The organism is Pseudomonas sp. PDM04 (genome assembly GCF_014851765.1).
GTDB lineage: Bacteria > Pseudomonadota > Gammaproteobacteria > Pseudomonadales > Pseudomonadaceae > Aquipseudomonas.
Map to the genome: position 1 here is coordinate 231726 of NZ_JACVAI010000004.1, position 24527 is coordinate 256252.

Below are 24527 nucleotides of genomic sequence, written 5' to 3' on the forward strand. Positions count from 1 at the left end.
ACACCGCGTTATCGTTCAATCGCGAGCAGGCTCGCGCCCACAGATGCTCTGTGTCGTTACTGCTATATCGCTACGTTCATGAAACTCACGGACCGCGCCAGCGCAAACAGACTGAACACCCGCCAGTCTCGCTCGCGGCGAAAATGCCCGCGAACGAACTCGGCCTTGGCACCCTGTCGTTCACCCACCGGCAGCGGCTCGAAACTGTCCTGTTCGAAGTGTTGCAGGCCGCAGACTTCATCGACCAGCAACCCGGCAAACACCTCTTGATGCTCCACCACCAGCACCCGTCGCTGCTTGCGCACGGTCGACAGTTCATGACCGAAGAAGCCGCACAGATCCATCATCGGCAACAGACGCCCGCGCAGGTTGGCCACACCCTTGACCCAGGGCTTGACGCCGGGCATAGGGGTGAGCCGCGGCTCGTGCAGGACTTCGCTGACTTCGCCCATGGGCGCGACGTACCAGTGCTCGCCGAGGCGAAAACCGATGCCGCTCCAGCTGTCCTGTCGGGCAGGCTGCGACGGCAGGTCCGCCGCCAGCAGGCGACAGCGCTGGTCGATCTGCAACAGCAGTTCGAAAGCGGTCAGCGACTCGGTCATGGTTGGGGTATCAGCCGGCCAGCACGTTGTTCAGGGTCTTGATCAGGGTGTCTTCATCGACCGGCTTGGTCAGGTAATCCCTGGCGCCCTGGCGCGTGCCCCAGACCTTGTCGGTTTCCTGGTCCTTGGTGGTGATGATGATCACCGGGATATGCCCCGTTTCCGGATCCTTGGTCAACTGGCGAGTCGCCTGGAAACCGTTGAGGCCGGGCATGACGATGTCCATCAGCACGGCGTCGGGTTTCTCCTGGCGGGCGAGCGCCACGCCATCGGCGCCATTCTCGGCTTTCAAGACTTCATGACCGTGCTTCTCCAGCATGCCGGTCAGTTTGTACATTTCGGTCGGCGAATCGTCGACGATCAGAATACGTGCCATGGTTTTCCCCATTCTTCTTGTCGACGCCGGGCCCGATGGCCGGGCGTCACTGCGTGTCCTGTTGCGGCAAAACGGCGGCGAAGCCCGGTACATGGGCCTGGATCGCATTCAACAGTTCTTCCTTGCTGAAAGGCTTGGTCAAAAACTGGTCGGAGCCGACGATGCGCCCCTTGGCCTTGTCGAACAGCCCGTCCTTGGACGACAGCATGATCACCGGCGTGGACTTGAACGCACTGTTGTTCTTGATCAGGGCGCAGGTCTGATAACCATCCAGGCGCGGCATCATGATGTCGACAAAGATAATGCCCGGATGATTGTCGGCGATCTTGGCCAGGGCATCGAACCCGTCGACGGCCGTGATGACCTCACATCCCACGTTCTTCAGCAGCGTTTCGGCGGTGCGGCGAATCGTCTTCGAATCGTCGATCACCATGACCTTCAAGGCGCTGGAATGCTGATCCATAAATGCTCTACCGTCGCCTTTGCGAATCATTTTGTCCGTTTTCGGACCTTCGGTGGCTCGAAACCCTTGATACGCAAGGGTCCGTACGACATGGCAGCCTTTTTAGCACAGTCTCCAAACGCAATCTATCGGCCAGCCTGCTCGATGGTTTTTCCTTGACCGGGGACACACTCGGCGCCACTCTGACGCCACTTTTTACGGTCTTTTGCAGGCGCGGGCCCGCTCGCTCCCGCAGATCGACATACCCCCCATTTCGAGGAAAAACCCATGAGCGTTCGCGTCGGGATTGTCATGGACCCCATTGCCAGCATCTCCTATAAAAAGGACAGCTCGCTGGCCATGTTGCTGGCCGCGCAGAAACGCGGCTGGGAACTGTTCTATATGGAGCAGCCGGACCTGTACCAGGCCGAAGGCCAGGCACGGGCGCGGATGCGTCCCCTGAAAGTGTTCGCCAACCCGGAAAAATGGTTCGAACTGGACGCCGAGCAAGACTCGCTGCTCAGCGACCTGGACGTGATCCTGATGCGCAAGGATCCGCCGTTCGACATGGAGTTCGTGTACTCCACCTACCTGCTGGAACAGGCCGAGCGCGCGGGCGTGCTGGTGGTGAACAAGCCGCAGAGCCTGCGCGACTGCAACGAAAAACTGTTTGCCACGCTGTTCCCGCACTGCACGCCACCCACCGTGGTCAGCCGCCGTGCCGACGTGCTGCGCGAATTCGCGGCGAAACATGGCGATGTGATCCTCAAGCCGCTGGATGGCATGGGCGGCACCTCGATTTTCCGCCACCGCGCGGGCGACCCGAACCTGTCGGTGATTCTCGAGACCCTGACGGCGCTGGGCACCCAGCAGATCATGGGGCAGGCCTACCTGCCGGCAATCAAGGACGGCGACAAACGCATCCTGATGATCGACGGCGAGCCTGTGGATTACTGCCTGGCGCGGATTCCGGCCGTCGGCGAAACCCGTGGCAACCTTGCCGCCGGCGGCCGTGGCGAGGCCCGTCCGCTGACCGACAAGGATCGCTGGATCGCCGCGCAAGTCGGCCCGACCCTGCGTGAAAAGGGCCTGCTGTTCGTGGGCCTGGACGTGATTGGCGAGCATCTGACGGAGATCAACGTCACCAGCCCGACCTGCATTCGCGAGATCGATAATGCGTTCGGTACCGACATCGGCGGCCTGCTGATGGATGCCATCGATCAGAAGCTCAACGCTCGTTGATGTAGAACACCCAAGTTGGAACCAACATTGCGTTATCATCCGCGACCTGTAAAAAACGCGATGTTGGTTCTCTTGTCATGACACTGCCGTCCGACCTGCCCGCCGAACTCGCCCACCGTGGCGTGCGCCCGGCCGATCGCCTCGGATTTACCCTGTTTCTCGCGGCGCTGATTCACCTGGCGCTGCTGCTGGGTGTCGGGTTCACCATGGTCGAACCCCAGCAGATCAGCAAAACCCTGGAAATCACCCTCGCCACCTTCAAAAGCGAAAAGAAGCCGCAAAAGGCTGATTTTCTGGCGCAGGAAAACCAGGAAGGCAGCGGCACGCTGGATAAAAAAGCGATCCCCAAGACCACCGAGGTCGCGCCGTTCCAGGACAACAAGGTGCAGAAAGTCACGCCACCACCGGCCGCCAAGCCGCAAGTCCAGGAAACGGCCCCCAAGGCTGCGGTGACCACCGTCGCGCCCAAGCCGAAAAAAGCGGCGCCCAAGACCGAAGAACCCAAGCCCGTCACCAAACCCGCCGTGGCCGCCCCGACGTTTGATGCCGAGCAGTTGTCCAGCGACATCGCCAGCCTGGAAGCCGAGCTGGCCAACGAACAACAGCTGTATGCCAAGCGCCCGCGCATCCACCGCCTCAGCGCGGCCTCGACCATGCGCGACAAGGGGGCCTGGTACAAGGACGAATGGCGCAAGAAGGTCGAGCGCATCGGTAACCTCAATTACCCCGAGGAAGCGCGGCGCAAGCAGATCTACGGCAATTTGCGGCTGATGGTCTCGATCAACCGCGACGGCTCGCTGTATGAAGTGCTGGTGCTGGAATCCTCCGGCCAACCGCTGCTCGACCAGGCGGCCCAGCGCATCGTCAGGCTGGCGGCGCCGTTCGCCCCGTTTACCGGCGACCTGTCGGACATCGACCGCCTGGAAATCATCCGCACCTGGAAATTTGCGCGCGGGGATCGGTTGTCCAGTAACTGATCGACTCCCACAGGATTCAGGGTCGTTTATGGGGATTTGCGGCATTTCCTACACATCCCCAGCTTGTCAGTTCGCCCCTCCAACGCCACACTAGCGCTCATGAAAAATGTCAGCCCCAGCTACCTCAAGCATCACTTCCTGATCGCCATGCCTCACATGGCCGACCCGAACTTTGCGCACACCTTGACCTACATCGTCGAGCACACAGCCAATGGGGCCATGGGGCTGGTGGTCAACCGCCCGCAGGACCTGAACCTGGCCGATATCCTCGAGCAATTGCGCCCGGATATCGAACCGCCGCTGCTCTGCCAGCACGTGCCGATCTTCATCGGCGGGCCGGTGCAGACCGATCGCGGTTTTGTCCTGCACCCCTCCGGACAGAAATATCAGGCGACCGTTGATCTGGAAGGCGAGCTCTCGCTGTCCACTTCTCAGGACGTTCTGTTCGCCATCGCCGATGGCGTCGGCCCGGCCAAGAGCCTGATCACCCTGGGTTACGCCGGCTGGGAAGCCGGGCAGCTGGAGTCCGAGCTGGCGCAGAATGCCTGGCTGACCTGCCCGTTCGACGCCGACATCCTGTTCAACACCAGCAGCGAACTGCGCCTCGAAGCAGCGGCCCGGCACCTGGGCGTCAACCTCAGCCTGCTCACCAGCCAGGCGGGGCACGCCTGATGGCCCTGCGCCTGATCCTGGGTTTCGACTACGGCACCAAACAGATCGGCGTAGCGGTCGGCCAGGTCGTGACCGGCCAGGCCCGCGAGCTGTGCACGCTGAAGGCACAGAATGGCATTCCCGACTGGAACCAGGTCGAAGCGCTGATCAAGGAGTGGAAACCCGACGCCGTGGTCGTCGGCCTGCCGCTGAACATGGATGGCACGCCCAGCGACATGTGTGCCCGCGCGGAGAAGTTCGCCCGCCGCCTCAACGGCCGTTTCAACCTGCCCTTCTATACCCACGATGAGCGCCTGACCACCTTCGAAGCCAAGGGCGAGCGCCTGGCCCGTGGCGGGCAGAAAGGCAGTTACCGCGACAACCCGGTCGACGCCATCGCCGCCGCCCTGCTGTTGCAAGGCTGGCTCGATGAAAACGGCGAGCTGTTCGAAACCTGATGCATTCAACCCGAAAGAGCCGCCTAGCGGCTCTTTTAGTGATACCCCGGGCCATCTCAAGCCGTAGCGGCCCCGGGCCCAAAAAGGAGCAACCATGAGCTTGCCAAATCCCGCCGAACTGATCAGCCAGATGGCGATCCGTCTTGACACCTACCTGGCCAAACGCGGCATCAGCGAGCCGCGCTACATCGGCATCCGGACCGGCGGCGTCTGGGTTGCCCAGGCCCTGCTCAAGGAGCTGGGCAGCGCTGCGCCGCTCGGCACGCTCGATGTTTCCTTTTACCGCGACGACTTCAGCCAGAACGGTCTGCACCCGCAAGTGCGCCCTTCGGCGTTGCCATTCGAGATCGAAGGCCAGGACCTGGTGCTGATCGACGACGTGCTGATGAGCGGCCGGACCGTCCGCGCGGCCATGAACGAACTGTTCGACTACGGCCGTCCGGCCAGCGTAACGCTGGTGTGCCTGCTCGACCTCGACGCCGGCGAACTGCCGATCCGACCGAATGTCGTCGGTGCGACCCTGGCGCTGGCCGCCCATGAGCGGGTGAAACTGTCCGGCCCGGAACTCAAGCTCGAACTGCAAGACCTCTCCCTTTAATCCGCCCTATTGAGAGTCCCCTTCGCGATGACGCCTCTAGAAACCAAGCGCCCGCTGCAGCTCAATGATCAGGGCCAGCTGCGCCACTTCCTCTCGCTCGACGGCTTGCGCCGCGAGCTGCTGACGGAAATCCTCGACACCGCCGACTCCTTCCTCGAAGTCGGCGCCCGGGCCGTGAAGAAAGTCCCGTTGCTGCGCGGCAAGACCGTGTGCAACGTGTTCTTCGAGAACTCCACGCGCACCCGCACCACCTTCGAACTGGCAGCCCAGCGCCTGTCAGCCGACGTGATCACCCTGAACGTGTCCACCTCGTCGGCGAGCAAGGGCGAAACCCTGCTCGACACGCTGCGCAACCTCGAAGCCATGGCTGCCGACATGTTCGTCGTGCGCCACGGTGACTCCGGCGCCGCGCACTTCATCGCCGAACACGTGTGCCCGCAGGTGGCGATCATCAACGGCGGCGACGGCCGTCACGCGCACCCGACCCAGGGCATGCTCGACATGCTGACGATCCGCCGGCACAAGGGCGGCTTCGAAAACCTGTCCGTGGCCATCGTCGGCGACATCCTGCACTCGCGGGTGGCGCGCTCTAACATGCTGGCCCTGAAAACCCTCGGCTGCCCGGATATTCGGGTGATCGCACCGAAAACCCTGCTGCCGATCGGCATCGAGCAATACGGCGTGAAGGTCTACACCGACATGGCCGAAGGCCTGAAAGATGTCGATGTGGTGATCATGCTGCGCCTGCAGCGCGAACGCATGGCCGGCGGCCTGCTGCCGAGCGAAGGCGAGTTCTACCGCCTGTTCGGCCTGACCACTGCGCGCCTGGCCGGCGCCAAGCCGGACTGCATCGTGATGCATCCGGGACCGATCAACCGCGGCGTGGAAATCGAGTCGGCGGTGGCCGACGGCCCGCACTCGGTGATTCTCAACCAGGTGACCTACGGCATCGCCATCCGCATGGCAGTGCTGTCCATGGCCATGAGCGGGCAGACGGCGCAGCGCCAATTAGATCAAGGCCAATTCGAGCAGGAGAACGCCCAGTGAAGCTCAGCATTCTCGGCGCCCGTGTCATCGATCCAGCCAGCGGCCTGGATCAAGTAACCGATATCCACATCGAAGCCTGCAAGATCGTCGCCCTTGGCGCCGCGCCGGCCGGCTTCGTCGCCGTCGATTCGATCGACGCCAAGGGCCTGGTGGCCGCACCGGGGCTGGTCGACCTGAACGTCGCCCTGCGCGAACCCGGTTATAGCCGTAAAGGTTCGATTGTCAGCGAAACCCGTGCCGCTGCGGCCGGTGGCGTGACCAGCCTGTGCTGCCCACCGAAGACCAAACCGGTGCTGGACACCTCGGCGGTGGCCGAGTTGATCCTCGACCGCGCCCGCGAGGCCGGCAACACCAAGGTCTTCCCGATTGGCGCCTTGAGCAAGGGCCTGGACGGCGAACAACTGGCCGAGCTCGTGGCATTGCGCGATGCCGGCTGCGTGGCGTTCGGCAACGGCCTGGACAGCTTCCGCAACACCCGCACCCTGTGCCGGGCGCTGGAGTACGCCGCGACCTTCGACCTGACCGTCATTTTCAATTCCCAGGACCATGACCTGGCCGAAGGCGGTCTGGCCCACGAAGGCCCGACCGCCAGCTTCCTCGGCTTGCCGGGCATCCCGGAAACCGCCGAGACCGTCGCCCTGGCCCGGGACCTGCTGCTGGTCGAGCAAAGCGGCGTACGCGCGCACTTCAGCCAATTGACCAGCGCTCGCGGCGTGGCCCTGATTGCCCAGGCCCAGGCCCGCGGTTTGCCGGTGACCGCCGATGTCGCCCTGTATCAGCTGATCCTGACCGACGAAGCCCTGATCGACTTCAGCAGCCTGTATCACGTCCAGCCGCCGCTGCGCACCCGCGCCGACCGCGATGGTCTGCGTGAGGCGGTGAAGTCGGGCGTGGTTTCGGCCATCTCCAGCCATCACCAACCCCACGAGCGCGATGCCAAGCTCGCGCCGTTCGGTGCGACCGAGCCGGGCATCAGCAGCGTTGAGCTCCTGCTGCCGCTGGCGATGACGCTGGTGGAGGATGGTTTGCTGGACCTGCCGACCCTGCTGGCGCGCCTGAGCGCCGGACCTGCCGAGGCGTTGCGCCTGCCAGCCGGGCAATTGGCGGTGGGGGGAGCGGCGGACATCGTGCTGTTCGACCCGACAGCGTCGACCGTGGCCGGTGAAACCTGGCTGTCCAAGGGCGAGAACTGCCCGTTCATCGGGCACAGCTTGCCGGGCGTGGTGCGTTACACCCTGGTGGATGGCCGCATCAGCCACCAGGCATAAGCCGCGCCGCCGGCATTCGACGGCAAGCCGGCCTCGTTCCCACACTGCATGTACGGGAGCGAGGCCGCTCGCGCGGGCTTACTGGAAGGTCCCGCGGTTCAGTGCGTTGCGAACCGACACCTGGTCATTCAGGGTCCAGAAGTCATACAGGACCCCCAGGAAGAACAACCCGCCTGTCACCAGGTACAGCAACCCGCTGATCCATTTCCCCTGGTACATCCGGTGTACGCCGAACACCCCGAGAAATGTCAGCAGAATCCACGCAACGTTGTATTCGATCGGCCCGGCGGTGAAACGCAGGTCGGCCTCGCGGTCCATGGCCGGGATCAGGAACAGGTCGATCAGCCAGCCGATGCCCAACAGTCCAAAGGTGAAAAACCAGATCGTCCCGGTCACCGGCTTGCCGTAGTAAAAGCGGTGGGCACCGGTAAATCCGAAAATCCACAACAGGTAGCCAATCACCTTGCTGTGGGTGTCGTGATGCGAAACGGGGTGTTGATAGGTGTTCATGGATGACCTCAATACACACGATAGATAAATTTTCTTTAAATCTTTGTGACTTTTTTACGAGTGGCCGACGGATGGCAGGTGGTACCTTGTATGCCGTCAAACCCTTGTAGCAGCTGACTTCTGTCCGACAATTGCGTGCATTTGCCGCGTATTTGGTTCCATTGGCAGCCGATGGAATCGACCAACGGCCTCGGGAAGCCAAAAAAAGCTGTTATAAAGTTGCGCGCTAACCCATATGAGCCTTGCCTAATGCGTCCATTTTTCAAGACATGGCTAACCATTTGCCTATTGCTGCCACTGGCCGCCCACGCCACCAATCGTGAGCAACGTCTTCCGAACGTCAATGGTTACACGCCCAAATCCCATGCTTCTGCTCCTTCGAGCAAAAGCAAGAAGTCGATCAAGAACGCTCCACAACTGAGCTCCAGCAAAAGCGGCCTGGTCCCGCCGATGGGGAGCAAGGAAAGCAGCAACGTACTGAGCCGTGCCGTCAACGTCCTCGGTACACCCTACCGTTGGGGCGGCAGCAGCCCAAGTAAAGGCTTCGACTGCAGCGGCCTGGTGAAATACGCGTTCAACGACGCCACCTTCGACCTGCCCCGCACCTCGAACGCCATGGCCAGCGGTCATGGCGAGAAAGTCGATCGCAACGACCTGAAGCCGGGCGACCTGATTTTCTTCAACATCAAGAGCCGTCGGGTCAATCACGTGGCCATCTACCTGGGCAACGATCGCTTCATCCACGCACCACGCCGTGGCAAGTCGGTGACCATCGACACCCTGAAGAAACCGTACTGGGAAAAGCACTACGTCGTTGCCAAGCGGGTTCTGCCGAAAGAGAAGAACAGCTTGCAGGTTGTTCAGCGCTAACCTCTGCAACGCCATCGCGATTCGACCTGATCGCGATGGCGCCTTTTGAAATGGCTGCAAATCCCCCTCAGAAATTATCCGGCGACCGCGCCTTCTCCCGCGCGTGATCGCGGGTGATCAAGCCTTTGGTCACCAACTCCTTCAAGCACATGTCCAGCGTCTGCATCCCCAGGCTCCCGCCGGTCTGGATCGACGAATACATCTGCGCGACCTTGTCTTCACGGATCAGGTTACGGATCGCCGACGTGCCCAACATGATTTCGTGTGCCGCGATCCGCCCGCCACCGACCTTCTTCACCAGTGTCTGCGAGACCACCGCCAGCAGCGACTCGGACAACATCGAACGCACCATGGACTTCTCGTCGCCCGGAAACACGTCCACCACCCGGTCGATGGTTTTCGCCGCCGACGTCGTGTGCAGCGTACCAAACACCAGGTGCCCGGTTTCGGCCGCCGTCAGCGCCAGGCGAATGGTTTCCAGGTCGCGCATCTCCCCGACCAGGATCACATCGGGGTCTTCGCGCAGCGCCGAACGCAGGGCAGTGGCGAAACTGCGAGTATCTCGGTGAACTTCGCGCTGATTGATCAGGCATTTTCGCGATTCGTGAACGAATTCGATCGGGTCCTCGATGGTCAGAATGTGTTGATGACGATGGTTGTTGAGGTAATCGATCATCGCCGCCAGGGTGGTGGACTTGCCCGAGCCGGTCGGCCCGGTCACCAGCACCAGGCCACGGGGTGAATCGGTGATCCTGCGAAACACCTCGCCCATGCCCAGGTCGTCCATGCTCAGGACCTTGGAGGGAATGGTGCGGAACACCGCGCCAGCCCCCCGGTTCTGGTTGAAGGCATTGACCCGAAACCGCGCGACACCGGGCACGTCGAAGGAAAAATCGGTTTCCAGGTGCTTTTCGAACTCCATCCTCTGGGTGTCGTTCATGATGTCGTAGACCAGCGCCTGGACTTCCTTGTGATCCAGCGCGGGCAGGTTGATGCGCCGCACATCGCCGTCAACGCGAATCATCGGCGGCAGCCCGGCAGACAGGTGCAAGTCGGACGCCCCCTGTTTGGCGCTGAAAGCCAGCAGCTCAGTGATATCCATAGCACTCCTCAATTCCAGTAGAATGCCGCCAACCTCAGACCGCTGGCGCCTCTTGAATGTCCACGATAGCAGACAACATTGCACAGGTTGGTTCACGCATCCGGGCTGCCGCCCTTGCCGCTCACCGCGACGAGCACAGCGTGCAGTTACTGGCGGTCAGCAAGACCAAGCCCGCCGCCGCCTTGCGCGAAGCCCATGCCGCCGGCTTGCGCGACTTTGGCGAGAATTACCTGCAGGAAGCCCTGGGCAAACAGCTCGAATTGGCCGACCTGCCCTTGATCTGGCACTTCATCGGCCCCATTCAGTCGAACAAGACTCGCGCTATTGCCGAACACTTCGCCTGGGTGCACTCCGTGGATCGTCTGAAAATCGCACAACGCCTGTCCGAACAACGCCCCGCCGATCTACCGCCCCTGAACATCTGCATTCAGGTCAATGTCAGCGGCGAGGCCAGCAAGTCCGGCTGCACCCCCGCCGACCTGCCAGCCCTGGCCAAAGCCATCAGCGAACTGCCGCGCCTGCAGCTGCGCGGGTTGATGGCCATCCCCGAGCCGACGGAAGATCGCGCCGCCCAGGACGCTGCATTTGCTGCCGTGCAAAGCCTGCAAGCCAGCCTCGACCTGCCACTCGACACACTTTCCATGGGCATGAGCCACGACCTCGAGTCGGCCATCGCCCAGGGCGCCACCTGGGTTCGTATCGGTACGGCCCTGTTTGGCGCCCGCGACTATTCCCAGCCGTGAACATGGCTGACTCTCTTCTTTATAAGGACCTCACATGAGCAAGACTCGCATTGCCTTCATCGGTGCAGGCAACATGGCCGCCAGCCTGATCGGTGGCCTGCGCGCCAAGGGCCTGGACGCTGCGCAGATCCGCGCCAGCGATCCGGGTGCCGAGACCCGCGCCAAAGTGAACGCCGAGCACGGCATCGAAACCTTTGCCGATAACGCCGAGGCTATCCAGGGCGCCGACGTGGTGGTACTGGCGGTCAAGCCCCAGGCGATGAAAGCCGTGTGCGAAGCGCTGCGCTCCAGCCTCCAGCCCAATCAACTGGTGGTATCGATCGCCGCCGGCATCACCTGCGCCAGCATGAACAACTGGCTGGGTGCACAGCCGATTGTGCGCTGCATGCCCAACACCCCGGCGCTGCTGCGTCAGGGCGTGAGCGGCTTGTTCGCCACCGCCGAGGTCAGCGCCGAACAACGCCAGCAGGCACAGGAACTGCTGTCCGCCGTGGGCATCGCCCTGTGGTTGAACGAAGAACGGCAACTGGACGCGGTCACCGCCGTTTCAGGCTCCGGCCCTGCGTACTTCTTCCTGCTGATCGAAGCCATGACCGCTGCGGGCGTGAAGCTTGGCCTGCCCGCCGACATCGCCGCCCAACTGACCCTGCAAACGGCCCTGGGCGCCGCGCACATGGCGGTTTCCAGCGATGTCGATGCCGCCGAACTGCGTCGCCGCGTGACCTCTCCGGCCGGCACCACAGAAGCTGCAATCAAATCCTTCCAGGCTGGAGGCTTCGAAGCCCTGGTCGAAAAAGCACTCGGCGCCGCCGCGCACCGCTCGGCCGAGATGGCCGAACAACTGGGTCAATAAGGAGCCTTACATGATTGGATTGAACACCGCAGCGGTTTACGTGCTGCAAACCCTCGGCAGCCTGTACCTGCTGATCGTGCTGCTGCGCTTCGTGCTGCAACTGGTGCGGGCGAACTTCTACAACCCGCTGTGCCAGTTCGTGGTCAAGGCCACCCAGCCGTTGCTCAAGCCCCTGCGACGGATCATCCCGAGCCTGTTCGGCCTGGACATGTCCTCGCTGGTGCTGGCGATCCTGGTGCAAATGGCGCTGATGGCTCTGACCCTGCTGCTGACCTACGGCACCACCGGCAATCCGCTGCAACTGGTGATCTGGTCGCTGATTGGCGTGACCGCGCTGTTCCTGAAGATTTTCTTCTTCGCGCTGATCATCAGCGTGATCCTCTCGTGGGTTGCCCCGGGCAGCCATAACCCGGGCGCCGAACTGGTGAACCAGATCTGCGAGCCGGCCCTGGCGCCGTTCCGCCGGATCCTGCCGAGCATGGGCGGCCTGGATATTTCGCCGATCCTCGCGTTCATGGTGCTCAAGCTGATCGACATGCTGGTGATCAACAACCTCGCCGCCATGACCATGATGCCGGAAATCCTGCGTCTGCTGATCTGATCCACCGCCAGCAGGCTCGCTCGAACACGGGAGTGCATACCCCTCCTGTGGGAGCGAGCCTGTTGCGATGGATCCACCCCGATCCAGCTGGACACAATCAACCCCGCCCTTCGCTTGCCGCTGACCCCACCGGTCTTTAGACTTACGCCTCATTTCAACGAGAGCAGGGTCGATGCCAGCTGCCTTCCCCCCCGATTCTGTTGGTCTGGTGACGCCGCAAGTGGCGCACTTCAGCGAGCCCCTGGCCCTGGCCTGCGGCCGTTCGCTCCCGGCGTACGACCTGATCTACGAAACCTACGGCACGCTGAACGCCACGGCGAGCAACGCCGTGCTGATCTGCCACGCCTTGTCCGGCCACCATCACGCTGCCGGTTTCCACAGCCCCGACGAGCGCAAGCCCGGTTGGTGGGACAGCTGCATCGGCCCCGGCAAACCGGTCGACACCAACAAGTTCTTCGTGGTCAGCCTGAACAACCTCGGCGGTTGCAACGGCTCCACCGGTCCCAGCAGCCTCAACCCGGAAACCGGCAAACCGTTCGGCGCCGACTTCCCGGTGTTGACCGTGGAAGACTGGGTCCACAGCCAGGCACGCCTGGCCGACCGGCTCGGCATCGGCCAATGGGCGGCGGTGATTGGTGGCAGCCTCGGCGGCATGCAGGCCCTGCAGTGGACCATCACTTACCCCGACCGCGTGCGGCACTGCCTGGCCATCGCCTCGGCCCCCAAGCTGTCGGCGCAGAACATCGCGTTCAACGAAGTGGCGCGCCAGGCGATCCTCACCGACCCCGAGTTCCACGGCGGTTCGTTCCAGGAACAGGGCGTGATCCCCAAGCGCGGCCTGATGCTGGCGCGAATGGTCGGGCACATCACGTACCTGTCCGACGACTCCATGGGCGAGAAATTCGGCCGCGGCCTGAAGAGCGAAAAGCTCAACTACGACTTCCACAGCGTCGAGTTCCAGGTCGAGAGCTACCTGCGTTACCAGGGCGAAGAGTTCTCCGGGCGTTTCGACGCCAACACTTACCTGCTGATGACCAAGGCGCTGGACTACTTCGACCCGGCGGCGAACTTCGACGATGACCTGGCGAAAACCTTCGCCAACGCCACCGCGAAGTTCTGCGTGATGTCCTTCACCACCGACTGGCGCTTCTCCCCTGCCCGCTCGCGGGAACTGGTGGACGCCCTGATGGCGGCCAGGAAAGACGTCTGCTACCTCGAGATCGATGCTCCGCAAGGCCATGACGCCTTCCTGATTCCGATCCCGCGCTACCTGCAGGCGTTCGGCAATTACATGAACCGTATTGCGTTGTGAGAAAGCCATGAGAGCTGATCTGGAAATCATCCAGGAATGGATCCCCGCCGGCAGCCGCGTGCTCGACCTGGGCTGCGGCGACGGCGAACTGCTGACGTGGTTGCGCGACAACAAGCAAGTCACCGGCTACGGCCTGGAAAACGACCCGGACAACATCGCCGAGTGCGTGGCCAAGGGCATCAATGTCATCGAACAGGACCTGGACAAGGGCCTGGGCAACTTCGCCAGCAACAGCTTCGACATCGTGGTCATGACCCAGGCGCTGCAAGCGGTGCACTACCCGGACAAGATCCTCGACGAAATGCTGCGCGTCGGTCGTCAGTGCATCATCACCTTCCCCAACTTCGGTCACTGGCGCTGCCGCTGGTACCTGGCGAGCAAGGGCCGGATGCCGGTTTCGGAATTCCTGCCCTACACCTGGTACAACACGCCGAACATCCACTTCTGCACCTTCGAAGACTTTGAAGCACTTTGCAGCGAACGTGAAGCCAAGGTCATTGATCGGCTTGCCGTGGATCAACAGCACCGCCACGGGTGGGCCAGTAAGCTATGGCCTAATCTATTAGGTGAGATCGGTATCTACCGTGTCAGCAGCCCCGGGCTGCAGGACCACAAGATCGCGGTCTGAACCGCGCCATTGCAAGGAGAACGGTCATGGGTCGTCTAGCGCTGCTTTTATTCACTGCCTGCCTGAGCGTCACGGCCATGGCCGCTGATGCCATCAAGAGTGATCGCCAGGAGAAATTCGGCGACACCACGGTGCATTACAACACCTTCAATTCCACGTACCTGACGCCGGAAGTCGCCAAGGCCGCGGAACTCACCCGCAGCAAGAACCAGGGTGTGATCAATATTTCGGTGCTCAAGGACGGCAAGCCGCAAATGGCCCAGGTCAGCGGCACGGTCAAGGACCTGACCAGCCAGAGCGTGACCCTGAACTTCAAGCAGGTGACTGAACAGGGCGCGATCTACTACATCGCCCAGTACCCGGTACCGCAGCAGGAAACCCGCACCTTCCAGATCAAGGTGCAGACTGGTGACAACATCAACACCATCAATTTCAACCAAGAGCTCTTCCCCGGCGAATGATCAACTTCACGCAACTCGTACTGGCCAGCCACAACGCCGGCAAACTCAAGGAACTCCAGGCCATGCTCGGCCAGTCGGTGCAACTGCGCTCGATTGGCGAGTTCAGCAGCGTCGAGCCTGACGAGACCGGCCTGTCGTTCGTCGAAAACGCCATCCTCAAGGCCCGCAATGCCGCACGCATTTCCGGTTTGCCGGCACTGGCCGACGACTCGGGCCTGGCGGTGGATTTCCTCGGCGGTGCGCCGGGGATCTACTCAGCACGGTATGCCGATGGCAAGGGCGATGCGGCGAACAACGCCAAGCTGCTCGACGCGATGAAGGACGTGCCTGAAGCCGAGCGCGGCGCACAGTTCGTCTGCGTGCTGGCCCTGGTTCGGCACGCCGACGACCCCTTGCCGATCCTCTGCGAAGGGTTGTGGCACGGCCGCATCCTGACCCAGGCCAGCGGCGAACATGGCTTTGGCTACGATCCGCTGTTCTGGGTGCCTGAGCGCGACTGCTCCAGCGCCGAGCTCACGCCCGGCGACAAGAACCAGATCAGTCACCGCGCCCGCGCAATGGATCTGCTGCGCCAGCGTCTGGGCTTGAAATGACCCCCGGATCATCCGCGTCGTCGCTGATCTACGGCGGCGACGCCGCATCGCCTCGCTCGGGCCTGCCGGTGCTGCCACCCCTGGCGCTGTACATCCACATTCCGTGGTGCGTGCGCAAATGCCCTTATTGCGACTTCAACTCCCACACCGCCAGCCCGGTGCTGCCGGAAGAGGAATACGTGGACGCGTTGCTGGCCGATCTCGACCAGGACCTGCACGCCGTCTACGGTCGCGAGCTCAGTTCGATCTTCTTCGGGGGCGGCACGCCCAGCCTGTTCAGCGCTCAGGCCCTGGGGCGGCTGCTCCAGGGGGTCGAACAGCGCATCCCGTTTGCCCACGACATCGAAATCACCCTTGAAGCCAACCCTGGCACGTTCGAACAGGACAAGTTCGTCGCGTACCGCAAGCTGGGGATCAATCGCCTGTCGATCGGCATCCAGAGCTTCCAGCAGGAAAAGCTCAAGGCGCTGGGGCGCATCCACAACGGCGACGAAGCCGTGCGGGCCGCCGGCATGGCGCGCCAGGCCGGGTTCGACAACTTCAACCTGGACCTGATGCACGGCTTGCCCGACCAGTCCCTGGATGACGCCTTGGCCGACCTGCACACCGCCATTGCCCTGAAGCCGACACACCTGTCCTGGTACCAGCTGACCCTGGAGCCGAACACAGTGTTCTGGAACCAGCCGCCGACGCTGCCGGAAGACGATACGTTGTGGGACATCCAGGAAGCCGGGCAGGCACTGCTGGCCGAGCATGGCTACGCGCAATACGAGGTCTCGGCCTACGCCCAACCCGGGCGGGCGGCGCGGCACAACCTCAACTACTGGAGCTTCGGCGATTTCATCGGCATCGGCGCCGGCGCCCATGGCAAGCTCAGCCATCCGGACGGGCGCATCGTGCGCACCTGGAAGACGCGCCTGCCCAAGGATTACCTCAACCCGGCGAAAAGCTTCAAGGCTGGCGAAAAGGCGCTGACCAATGATGAAATGCCGTTCGAGTTCCTGATGAACGCCTTGCGGCTGACGGAGGGCGTCGAATCGCGGCTGTACCCGGAACGCACCGGCCTGTCGCTGAACAGCCTTGCCGAAGGCCGTCGCGACGCCGAACAAAGTGGCCTGTTGCGGGTCGAACCGTCACGCTTGGCGGCCACGGAACGCGGCCAGCTGTTTCTCAACGACTTGCTGCAAAAATTTCTGACTTAAGGAAATCGAATGGATCTGGTACTCGACCTGCTCGCCACCGTGTCTCGCTGGAGCCGCAGCAACCTCTCGGAAATCGCCCTGGCCCTGGTGGGTTGCCTGCTGGTGCTGTTCGGTGCAGATTTCAAAGGCTGGGTCGAGCAACGCCTGGGCAGCATCGCCGGCGCCTTGCGCGTCCCGCTGATGGCCCTGCTGTGCATGATCGGCAGCGGCGCCGCGCTGATCTACGCGACCCCCTGGGTCATTCGCGGCCTGAGCCAGTTCAACAACTACAGCCTGGCGCCAGTGTTGCTGGTGGTGCTGGTGCTGATTGGCGTGGTCGCTGATCGCCGCTGAATTGTGCAACACCCCTAAACCCCTGTGGGAGCGAGCCTGCTCGCGATGGCGTTCTGTCATTCGACATTGATATCGACTGGCTTGACGCTATCGCGAGCAGGCTCGCTCCCACAGTAGAAGACGCTATCTTTTACGCCAGTTTTTCGAACTTCAAATCCCACACGCCATGCCCAAGACGCTCGCCGCGGCGTTCGAACTTGGTGATCGGGCGCTCGGCCGGGCGCGGGACGCACTGGCCGTCTTCGGCCAGGTTGCGGTAACCCGGCGCGACGTTCATCACTTCCAGCATGTACTCGGCGTAAGGTTCCCAGTCGGTGGCCATGTGCAGCACCCCGCCGACCTTCAACTTGCTGCGCACCAGCTCGGCAAACGAGGCCTGGACGATCCGACGCTTGTGATGGCGACTCTTGTGCCACGGGTCCGGGAAAAACAGCATCAGGCGATCTAGGCTGTTATCGGCCACGCAGCGATTGAGCACCTCGATGGCATCGCAATCGTAGACCCGCAGGTTGGTCAGGCCCTGGGTCAGCACGCCGTTGAGCAGCGCACCGACACCCGGACGGTGCACTTCCACGCCGATGAAATCCTGTTCAGGCGCAGCCGCCGCCATTTCCAGCAGCGAATGGCCCATGCCGAAACCGATTTCCAGCGAGCGCGGTGCCGAACGGCCGAACACCTGGTCATAGTCCACCGGCGCGTCCGCCAGCGGCAGCACGAACAGCGGTGCGCCCTGCTCGAGGCCGCGCTGCTGGCCTTCGGTCATGCGCCCGGCGCGCATCACGAAACTCTTGATGCGGCGGTGTTGGCGCTCGTCGCCTTCTTCCGTCTGGATTGGCGTGTCGTTTGATTCAGTCATCAATGGCTCTTACTTGATCAGACCATCCAGCGGCGAAGAGGCGCTGGCGTAGAGTTTTTTCGGCATGCGGCCGGCGAGGTACGCCAGGCGGCCGGCGACGATCGCATGTTTCATGGCTTCGGCCATCATGATCGGCTGTTGCGCGTTGGCGATGGCCGAGTTCATCAGCACGGCTTCGCAGCCCAGTTCCATGGCGATGGTGGCGTCGGAGGCGGTGCCGACACCGGCATCCACCAGCACCGGGATCTTGGCCTCTTCGAGGATGATCTGCAGGTTGTACGGGTTGCAGATTCCCAGGCCCGTGCCGATCAGGCCGGCCAGTGGCATCACGGCGATGCAGCCGATTTCCGCCAGTTGGCGAGCGATGATCGGGTCATCGCTGGTGTAGACCATCACGTCGAAGCCTTCCTTGACCAGCACTTCGGCGGCCTTGAGGGTTTCGATCACATTGGGGAACAGGGTTTTCTGGTCGGCCAGCACTTCCAGCTTCACCAGGTTGTGGCCATCGAGCAACTCACGGGCCAGGCGGCAGGTGCGCACGGCTTCGGTGGCGTCGTAGCAACCGGCCGTGTTCGGCAGGATGGTGTAGCGATCCGGTGGCAGGATATCGAGCAGGTTCGGTTCGCCCGGGTTCTGGCCGATGTTGGTCCGGCGCACGGCCACGGTGACGATCTCGGCACCCGAAGCCTCGATGGCCAGGCGGGTTTCTTCCATGTCACGGTACTTGCCGGTACCGACCAGCAAACGCGACTGGTAAGTACGACCGGCCAGGACGAAGGGCTTGTCGGTGCGAACGATGCTCATGGGAAATCCTCTGTTGGGGTGAGGTTCTTGCACAATGATTCTGTGGCCGCTCGGGCCAGACGGCTAGCCGCCGCCGATGGCGTGCACCACTTCGACCGAATCGCCGTCATTGAGCGTGGTGTCTGCGTGCTGGCTGCGCGGGACGATATCCAGATTGAGCTCGACCGCCACCCGGCGTCCGGTCAACTCCAGACGGGTCAGCAGGGCCGCAACGGTTTCACCGTCGGGCAGTTCAAGGGATTCGCCGTTCAACTGAATGCGCATGCCAAATGCCGCCATCATTTTTAGGGGGTGGCATTCTAGCCCGATCATGACCTAAAGGTCAGTAACAAGCGTCAAGCGGTCGCCTGCAGGCGCCAGGCGGCCAGCCCCAGGCACAGCCAGCCGATCAGGAAGGCCAGGCCGCCGAAAGGCGTAATGATGCCGAGCTTGCCGATGCCCACCGTCGTCAGCAGGTACAGGCTGCCGGAAAACAGCAGGATGCCGATCGTGAACGAGAGGCCGGCCCAGGTGACCAGCCGGCCCGGGATGTACGCGGCCAGCAATGCCACCCCGAACAGCGCCAGGGCATGCACCAACTGATAGGTTACGCCCGTATGAAAGATCGCCAGGTACTCGGGGGTGAGGCGACTTTTCAAGCCATGGGCGGCAAACGCGCCCAGGGCGACGCCGGTGAAACCGAAGAAAGCGGCCAGCATCAGAAAGCCACGCAGCATGAAGAACTCCAGTCAGACTCGATCAACAGGGTCTGTATAATGGCCCGCTCGACGGGTTCGGCCAAGCCATCTCTATGCTGCGTTTATTTTTGCGACGATTCACGAAGGCCCTGCTCTGGTTCGCCGGGGGCAGCGTCGTGCTGGTGCTGATTTTTCGCGTGGTGCCGCCACCGGGCACGGCGCTGATGGTCGAGCGCAAGGTCGAATCCTGGTTCGACGGCGAGCCGATTGACCTGCAACGCACCTGGAAACCCTGGGATGAAATCTCCGACGACCTCAAAGTCGCGGTAATCGCCGGGGAAGATCAGAAGTTTCCCGAGCATTGGGGCTTCGACCTCGGGGCGATTCGTGCGGCCTTGGCCCACAACGAGTTGGGCGGATCGGTTCGCGGCGCCAGCACGCTCAGCCAGCAAGTCTCGAAGAACCTGTTCCTGTGGTCCGGCCGCAGCTGGCTGCGCAAGGGCCTGGAAGCCTGGTTTACCGGGCTGATCGAAGTGTTCTGGCCCAAGCAGCGAATTCTTGAGGTCTACCTCAACAGTGTCGAGTGGGACGCCGGTGTGTTTGGCGCGGAAGCGGCGGCCCGGCATCACTTTGGCGTGAGCGCGAAGAACCTCAGTCGCCAGCAATCGAGCCTGCTCGCGGCGGTCTTGCCCAACCCGCGCGTGTGGAGCGCCAGCCATCCGAGCAGCTATGTTGCGCGCCGCGCGGGCTGGATTCGCCAGCAGATGAACCAGCTCGGGGGCGACGGCTATCTGGTTGGGCTCAATGATTCGCGCCGAGCGCCTTGGGCGAAGTGACATGATCAAGCCCCCTTTCACAGGGTATGAGTCAGGGCTGACAATCGAGCACAAACAAAAACGCCCCGATCATTGATCGGGGCGTTTTGCGTTACCGGTTCGCAGGTCAGGCAGCGATCGACAACTTGAGCTTGTTCATCGCACTCTTCTCGAGCTGACGAATACGCTCGGCCGACACGTTGTACTTCTGCGCCAGGTCGTGCAGCGTGGCTTTGTCTTCTGCCAGCCAGCGCTGGTAGAGGATGTCACGGCTGCGGTCGTCCAGCACTTCCAGCGCTTCGTGCAGGTTGTGATTGGAGTTGTCGCTCCAGTCGGCGTCTTCCAGTTGACGCGCCGGGTCATACCGGTGGTCTTCCAGGTAGTTGGCCGGCGATTGGAAAGCACTGTCGTCGTCCGCTTCGGCGGCTGGGTCGAAGGCCATGTCCTGGCCGGTCAGGCGACTTTCCATCTCGCGCACTTCCCGTGGCTCCACGCCGAGGCTTTCCGCTACGCGGTGGACTTCCTCGTTGTTCAGCCACGCCAGGCGTTTCTTCTGGCTGCGCAGGTTGAAGAACAGCTTGCGCTGAGCCTTGGTGGTCGCGACTTTCACGATGCGCCAGTTGCGCAGGATGAACTCGTGGATTTCCGCCTTGATCCAGTGCACGGCGAACGAAACCAGACGCACACCCATTTCCGGGTTGAAGCGTTTCACGGCCTTCATCAGGCCGACGTTGCCTTCCTGGATCAGGTCAGCCTGAGCCAGGCCGTAGCCGGAGTAGCTACGGGCGATATGTACGACAAAACGCAGGTGGGCGAGCACCATCTGCCGAGCCGCCCCCAGATCCTGCTCATAGTAGAGACTCTCGGCCAGTTCACGCTCCTGCTCCGGCGTCAGCAAAGGAATGCTGTTGACGGTGTGCACATAGGCTTCCAGGTTCGCACCCGGGACCAGCGCATACGCAGGTTGCAAAGAATTGGTCATACGACAAAACCTCCCACTTACAAACTCGTGCAGTTCAGCACTGCGAAAATTGACCGGAAACCGAAAGACAAGTTCCCAAAAACGCTGAAAGGTCAATACGAGCAAAATGATACTACTTAGGCGCAAGCTCCCTCAGGTGGCGTGCGACTGCAATCCATGCACCGATATACCCCAACAGCACCGCGCCAAGCAAGAGCGACAGACCGTCGGCTACCGGCACACCGGCCAGCGCAAAATCGCTGCCGTACAAACCGGCCAGCCCGACCACCGCATCGTTCAGCCAGTCCAGGCCAAACGCCAATACACCCCAGGACAGTATCCCCGCACCGAAGCCATACAACGCGCCCATATAAAGGAAGGGCCTGCGCACATAACTGTCAGTGCCGCCGACGAGTTTAATCACTTCTATCTCTGTGCGGCGGTTTTCAATATGAAGACGAATGGTATTGCCTATCACCAAAAGTAATGCAGAAACCAGAAGGACGGTCAGACCGAAGACAAAACGGTCACCCAGCTTGAGGATGGCTGCCAGACGCTCGACCCAGACTAGATCAAGTTGCGCCTGTTGTACCTTGGGCAATTCGGAAAGTTGTTGTCGTAATGCTTCAAGCGCGGGCTTGTCGACCTCGTTCGGGGTCACCAGCACCACGCCCGGCAGCGGGTTTTCCGGCAGTTCCTTCAAGGCATCGCCCAGCCCGGACTGCTGCTGGAATTCCTCCAGCGCCTGGTCGCGACCCACGTACTCGGCATCGGCGACGCCCGGGATGCGCTTGATCTGGTCACGCAGCGATTCGCCTTCGGCCGGGCTGGCCTCGAGTTGCAGGTACAGGGAAATCTGCGCCGCACGCTGCCAGGAACCACCCAGGCGTTCGACGTTACTCAGCAAAAGTGACAGACCCATGGGCAGGCTCAGGGCCACCGCCATCACCATGCAGGTGAAGAAACTGCCAATGGGTTGCTTGCCCAGGCGCCGCAGGCTGTCCAGCAGGCTGGCGCGGTGGCTTTCGATCCAGGCGTGGAACAAGGTGGCGAAATCCGGACCGTCATCGTCGTCGCGCTTTTTCTTCTGCGGTTGCGGATCGGCGGCCTTTGGCGCCACGCGTTCGGAAACCTTGGGGCTACGTGTCGCACTCATACGCCGGCCTCCCCGTCGCCGATCAATCGGCCGCGTTGCAGGGTCAACATGCGATGACGCATGCGGGCGATCAGCGCCAGGTCGTGACTGGCGATCAGCACGCTGGTGCCCAGACGGTTGATGTCTTCGAACACGCCCATGATTTCGGCCGCCAGGCGCGGATCGAGGTTACCGGTCGGTTCGTCCGCCAGCAGCAGGGCCGGACGATGAACGATGGCCCGGGCAATGCCGACCCGCTGTTGCTGACCGGTGGACAAGTCGCCGGGGTACAGATCGGATTTATCCGACAACGCCACGCGCTCCAGGGCCGAATCCACGCGCTTGGCGATCTCGACCTTGGACAGGCCGAGAATCTGCAACGGCAGCGCGACGTTGTTGAACACCGTGCGATCGAACAGCAGTTGGTGATTCTGGAACACCACGCCGATCTGACGGCGCAGGAACGGAATCTGCGCATTGCTGATGGTGCCGAGGTCCTGGCCTGCCAGCAGCAATTTGCCGGTGGTCGGGCGCTCCATCGCCAGCAACAGACGCAACAAGGTGCTTTTGCCGGCGCCGGAGTGGCCGGTCACAAACAGAAATTCACCGCGACGGACTCGAAAGCTCAGCTCATGCAAGCCGACGTGACCGTTCGGGTAGCGTTTACCGACCTGTTCGAAACGAATCATGAACGCTCCCGCTCGGCAAACAATGCCTGGACAAAGGGTTCGGCTTCAAAGGTGCGCAAGTCGTCGATGCCTTCACCGACGCCGATGTAGCGAATCGGCAAGCCAAACTGCTTGGCCAGGGCGAAAATCACCCCGCCCTTGGCGGTACCGTCGAGCTTGGTCAGCGCCAGGCCGGTCAGTTCGACGGTCTGGTTGAATTGCTTGGCCTGGTTGATGGCGTTCTGACCGGTGCCGGCGTCGAGCACCAGCAACACTTCGTGCGGCGCGTCGGCATCGAGCTTGCCGATGACCCGGCGCACCTTCTTCAATTCTTCCATCAGGTTGTCTTTGGTGTGCAGGCGCCCGGCGGTATCGGCGATCAGCACGTCAATACCGCGGGCCTTGGCGGCCTGCACGGCGTCGAAAATCACCGAGGCCGAGTCGGCGCCCGTGTGCTGGGCGATCACCGGGATCTTGTTGCGCTCGCCCCAGACCTGCAACTGCTCGACGGCAGCGGCGCGGAAGGTGTCGCCAGCGGCGAGCATGACTTTCTTGCCTTCCAGTTGCAGCTTCTTCGCCAGCTTGCCGATGGTGGTGGTCTTGCCCGCGCCGTTGACGCCGACCACCAGAATGACGAACGGTTTGTTCTGCGAAGCAATTTTCAGTGGCTGCTCGACCGGCTTGAGCATGGCGGCCAACTCGGCCTGCAGGGATTTGTAGAGCGCATCGGCATCCGCCAGCTCCTTGCGCGCGACCTTTTGCGTCAGGCGCTGAATGATCACCGAAGTGGCCTCGACCCCGACATCGGCGGTCAGCAGGCGGGTTTCGATGTCGTCGAGCAGTTCGTCATCGATGGTCTTCCTGCCGAGGAACAGGCTGGCCATGCCTTCGCCGATACTGGCGCTGGTCTTGGACAGGCCCTGCTTGAGGCGGGCGAAGAAACCGGCCTTGGTTTCCGCCGTGGGCGCCGGCTCGACGGGCGCTTCGACGGGCGCAGGCGCGGCAGCGACAGGCGCAGGGATCGGCAGAGGCTCAGCAACGACCGGAGCTGCAACCACAGCGTGATCAACCACCGGAACCGGCTCGGCCACCGCCAATGAAGGCACTTCGACAGGCTCGGGAGAAAACTCGCCGGGTGCCGGGATCGGCGGCACGACGTGCGGGGCCAGATCGTCCTCGACCAGCGCGACCGGCTCTTCGGCCACCGGCAATTGCAGCCACGGCTCGGCGGCCGGGGTCAGGGGTTGTTCAACGACCGCCTCGGTTTCGACGACCGGCTGCAGCACCGGTTCGGCCGTCTCCAGGACGATCGGCGCCGGCTCTTCAGCGACGGGCGCAGGTGCAGGCTCAGGGAGTGGCTGGGGCTGTTCGACGACGGTTTCCTGCGGCTTTTTGCGCAGCCATCCGAACAGGCTTTTCTTCTCGCCAGCCGCAGCTGGGGCTTTCTTGTCGTCGTTGGAACCAAACATGGAGGACGGCTATCTCACGGTAGCGACGCGCCAAAGGGCGCCCCGGTAAATAAATATTCGATGCAGAACAGACTGCAATTGACCCAGCTTGTTCACGCGCAACCTTTGCACAGGCGCAAACAGCGCCTTACAAAAACGACTTTACGAAGGACTGACGCAGCAAAATCGGCGAAAACGCAGAGTTTAGTCGACAAACCAGCGCCGAATGCCGCAAACCCTTTCAACCTGATCAAACGTAATGGCCTGATAGGCGTGGCCGCCACTAAAACGGAT

The 24527-nt window shown here is 62.3% G+C and carries 31 protein-coding genes; 18 read left to right on the forward strand and 13 right to left on the reverse strand.

All coding sequences use genetic code 11. The features are described from left to right. Window positions 1-62: 62 nt before the first annotated feature. The 3 genes from IB249_RS17085 to pilG are packed head-to-tail and all read right to left on the reverse strand — an operon-like array spanning window position 63 to window position 1441. A complete protein-coding gene (locus IB249_RS17085) occupies window positions 63-602 on the reverse strand; it encodes a chemotaxis protein CheW (RefSeq protein WP_192306798.1) in 540 nt (179 codons plus the stop codon). A gap of 10 nt (window positions 603-612) precedes the next feature. After that, a complete protein-coding gene (gene pilH / locus IB249_RS17090) occupies window positions 613-978 on the reverse strand; it encodes a twitching motility response regulator PilH (RefSeq protein ID WP_007987790.1) in 366 nt (121 codons plus the stop codon). Window positions 979-1024: 46 nt separating this feature from the next. After that, window positions 1025-1441, reverse strand: coding sequence for a twitching motility response regulator PilG (gene pilG, locus IB249_RS17095; protein ID WP_192306800.1), 417 nt, complete (start codon window positions 1439-1441; stop codon window positions 1025-1027). Between the two features lie 267 nt (window positions 1442-1708). On the opposite strand from pilG, the gene gshB reads away from it, so the two are divergent. The 7 genes from gshB (at window position 1709) to IB249_RS17130 (ending at window position 7661) form a co-directional block, all read left to right on the forward strand. Next, a complete protein-coding gene (gene gshB, locus IB249_RS17100; RefSeq protein WP_192306803.1) occupies window positions 1709-2662 on the forward strand; it encodes a glutathione synthase in 954 nt (317 codons plus the stop codon). 77 nt (window positions 2663-2739) lie between these two features. Then, complete coding sequence (locus IB249_RS17105) at window positions 2740-3639, forward strand: energy transducer TonB (RefSeq protein WP_192306805.1); 900 nt, start codon at window positions 2740-2742, stop codon at window positions 3637-3639. A gap of 99 nt (window positions 3640-3738) precedes the next feature. Further along, on the forward strand, window positions 3739-4311 hold the full coding sequence (locus tag IB249_RS17110; RefSeq protein WP_192306807.1) for a YqgE/AlgH family protein: 573 nt from the start codon (window positions 3739-3741) through the stop codon (window positions 4309-4311). Then, complete coding sequence (ruvX, locus tag IB249_RS17115; protein ID WP_192306809.1) at window positions 4311-4748, forward strand: Holliday junction resolvase RuvX; 438 nt, start codon at window positions 4311-4313, stop codon at window positions 4746-4748. The genes IB249_RS17110 and ruvX overlap by 1 nt, the downstream gene beginning before the upstream one ends. A 94-nt stretch (window positions 4749-4842) precedes the next feature. Next, window positions 4843-5346 (forward strand): bifunctional pyr operon transcriptional regulator/uracil phosphoribosyltransferase PyrR, encoded by a 504-nt coding sequence (gene pyrR / locus IB249_RS17120; protein ID WP_192306811.1) that lies wholly within the window; start codon window positions 4843-4845, stop codon window positions 5344-5346. A 27-nt stretch (window positions 5347-5373) separates the two neighbouring features. Then, window positions 5374-6393 carry an aspartate carbamoyltransferase catalytic subunit gene (locus IB249_RS17125; protein WP_192306813.1) on the forward strand — a complete coding sequence of 340 codons (1020 nt, stop codon included), beginning with the start codon at window positions 5374-5376 and terminating at the stop codon, window positions 6391-6393. After that, on the forward strand, window positions 6390-7661 hold the full coding sequence (locus tag IB249_RS17130) for a dihydroorotase (RefSeq protein ID WP_192306815.1): 1272 nt from the start codon (window positions 6390-6392) through the stop codon (window positions 7659-7661). The genes IB249_RS17125 and IB249_RS17130 overlap by 4 nt, the downstream gene beginning before the upstream one ends. Before the next feature lie 78 nt (window positions 7662-7739). Here IB249_RS17130 and IB249_RS17135 read toward each other — a convergent pair whose 3' ends face one another. Then, window positions 7740-8171, reverse strand: coding sequence for an NINE protein (locus IB249_RS17135; protein ID WP_192306817.1), 432 nt, complete (start codon window positions 8169-8171; stop codon window positions 7740-7742). Between the two features lie 249 nt (window positions 8172-8420). Here IB249_RS17135 and IB249_RS17140 point away from each other — a divergent pair, with 249 nt between their 5' ends. Continuing rightward, entirely contained in the window at window positions 8421-9041 is a 621-nt protein-coding gene (locus IB249_RS17140) for a C40 family peptidase (RefSeq protein WP_192306819.1), read from the forward strand. A gap of 67 nt (window positions 9042-9108) precedes the next feature. Here the strand turns inward: IB249_RS17140 and IB249_RS17145 are convergent, their stop codons facing one another. Continuing rightward, a complete protein-coding gene (locus IB249_RS17145) occupies window positions 9109-10143 on the reverse strand; it encodes a type IV pilus twitching motility protein PilT (RefSeq protein WP_192306821.1) in 1035 nt (344 codons plus the stop codon). Between the two features lie 56 nt (window positions 10144-10199). Here IB249_RS17145 and IB249_RS17150 point away from each other — a divergent pair, with 56 nt between their 5' ends. The 9 genes from IB249_RS17150 (at window position 10200) to IB249_RS17190 (ending at window position 16869) form a co-directional block, all read left to right on the forward strand. Continuing rightward, window positions 10200-10886, forward strand: a complete 687-nt coding sequence (locus tag IB249_RS17150; protein ID WP_192306823.1) for a YggS family pyridoxal phosphate-dependent enzyme — start codon at window positions 10200-10202, stop codon at window positions 10884-10886. Window positions 10887-10920: 34 nt separating this feature from the next. Further along, window positions 10921-11739, forward strand: a complete 819-nt coding sequence (gene proC / locus IB249_RS17155) for a pyrroline-5-carboxylate reductase (RefSeq protein WP_192306825.1) — start codon at window positions 10921-10923, stop codon at window positions 11737-11739. A 10-nt stretch (window positions 11740-11749) separates the two neighbouring features. After that, window positions 11750-12340: a YggT family protein gene (locus IB249_RS17160; protein ID WP_192306827.1), complete on the forward strand. Its 591-nt coding sequence runs from the start codon at window positions 11750-11752 to the stop codon at window positions 12338-12340. A 172-nt stretch (window positions 12341-12512) separates the two neighbouring features. Then, entirely contained in the window at window positions 12513-13652 is a 1140-nt protein-coding gene (metX, locus tag IB249_RS17165; protein ID WP_192306829.1) for a homoserine O-succinyltransferase MetX, read from the forward strand. Between the two features lie 7 nt (window positions 13653-13659). Next, entirely contained in the window at window positions 13660-14280 is a 621-nt protein-coding gene (gene metW / locus IB249_RS17170; RefSeq protein WP_192306830.1) for a methionine biosynthesis protein MetW, read from the forward strand. Between the two features lie 26 nt (window positions 14281-14306). Beyond that, window positions 14307-14741, forward strand: coding sequence for a DUF4426 domain-containing protein (locus IB249_RS17175; protein WP_192306833.1), 435 nt, complete (start codon window positions 14307-14309; stop codon window positions 14739-14741). Further along, window positions 14738-15334, forward strand: a complete 597-nt coding sequence (gene rdgB / locus IB249_RS17180) for an RdgB/HAM1 family non-canonical purine NTP pyrophosphatase (protein ID WP_192306835.1) — start codon at window positions 14738-14740, stop codon at window positions 15332-15334. The genes IB249_RS17175 and rdgB overlap by 4 nt, the downstream gene beginning before the upstream one ends. After that, on the forward strand, window positions 15331-16536 hold the full coding sequence (hemW, locus tag IB249_RS17185; RefSeq protein WP_225607072.1) for a radical SAM family heme chaperone HemW: 1206 nt from the start codon (window positions 15331-15333) through the stop codon (window positions 16534-16536). The genes rdgB and hemW overlap by 4 nt, the downstream gene beginning before the upstream one ends. Window positions 16537-16545: 9 nt before the next feature. After that, window positions 16546-16869, forward strand: coding sequence for a DUF3392 domain-containing protein (locus IB249_RS17190; RefSeq protein WP_192306837.1), 324 nt, complete (start codon window positions 16546-16548; stop codon window positions 16867-16869). Between the two features lie 130 nt (window positions 16870-16999). On the opposite strand, the gene trmB is transcribed toward IB249_RS17190, so the two are convergent. From trmB to IB249_RS17210, 4 genes are all read right to left on the reverse strand, one after another. Next, a complete protein-coding gene (gene trmB, locus IB249_RS17195) occupies window positions 17000-17725 on the reverse strand; it encodes a tRNA (guanosine(46)-N7)-methyltransferase TrmB (RefSeq protein ID WP_192306839.1) in 726 nt (241 codons plus the stop codon). A gap of 9 nt (window positions 17726-17734) precedes the next feature. Next, window positions 17735-18529 (reverse strand): thiazole synthase, encoded by a 795-nt coding sequence (locus tag IB249_RS17200; protein ID WP_192306841.1) that lies wholly within the window; start codon window positions 18527-18529, stop codon window positions 17735-17737. Window positions 18530-18592: 63 nt separating this feature from the next. Further along, window positions 18593-18793, reverse strand: coding sequence for a sulfur carrier protein ThiS (gene thiS, locus IB249_RS17205; protein WP_008026157.1), 201 nt, complete (start codon window positions 18791-18793; stop codon window positions 18593-18595). Between the two features lie 71 nt (window positions 18794-18864). Beyond that, window positions 18865-19245, reverse strand: coding sequence for a DUF423 domain-containing protein (locus IB249_RS17210; protein WP_192306843.1), 381 nt, complete (start codon window positions 19243-19245; stop codon window positions 18865-18867). A 74-nt stretch (window positions 19246-19319) separates the two neighbouring features. On the opposite strand from IB249_RS17210, the gene mtgA reads away from it, so the two are divergent. Next, on the forward strand, window positions 19320-20042 hold the full coding sequence (mtgA, locus tag IB249_RS17215; RefSeq protein ID WP_192306845.1) for a monofunctional biosynthetic peptidoglycan transglycosylase: 723 nt from the start codon (window positions 19320-19322) through the stop codon (window positions 20040-20042). A gap of 106 nt (window positions 20043-20148) precedes the next feature. On the opposite strand, the gene rpoH is transcribed toward mtgA, so the two are convergent. The 4 genes from rpoH to ftsY all read right to left on the reverse strand — a co-directional run bounded on the left by rpoH (window position 20149) and on the right by ftsY (window position 24254). Next, window positions 20149-21003, reverse strand: coding sequence for an RNA polymerase sigma factor RpoH (rpoH, locus tag IB249_RS17220; RefSeq protein WP_192306847.1), 855 nt, complete (start codon window positions 21001-21003; stop codon window positions 20149-20151). Between the two features lie 112 nt (window positions 21004-21115). Next, the gene (gene ftsX / locus IB249_RS17225) at window positions 21116-22138 is read right to left on the reverse strand and encodes a permease-like cell division protein FtsX (protein WP_192306849.1); all 1023 of its coding nucleotides are present in this window, start codon (window positions 22136-22138) and stop codon (window positions 21116-21118) included. After that, a complete protein-coding gene (gene ftsE, locus IB249_RS17230) occupies window positions 22135-22806 on the reverse strand; it encodes a cell division ATP-binding protein FtsE (protein WP_192306851.1) in 672 nt (223 codons plus the stop codon). The genes ftsX and ftsE overlap by 4 nt, the downstream gene beginning before the upstream one ends. Next, window positions 22803-24254 (reverse strand): signal recognition particle-docking protein FtsY, encoded by a 1452-nt coding sequence (gene ftsY / locus IB249_RS17235; protein ID WP_192306853.1) that lies wholly within the window; start codon window positions 24252-24254, stop codon window positions 22803-22805. Before ftsY ends, ftsE begins: the two co-directional genes overlap by 4 nt. Window positions 24255-24527: the final 273 nt, after the last annotated feature.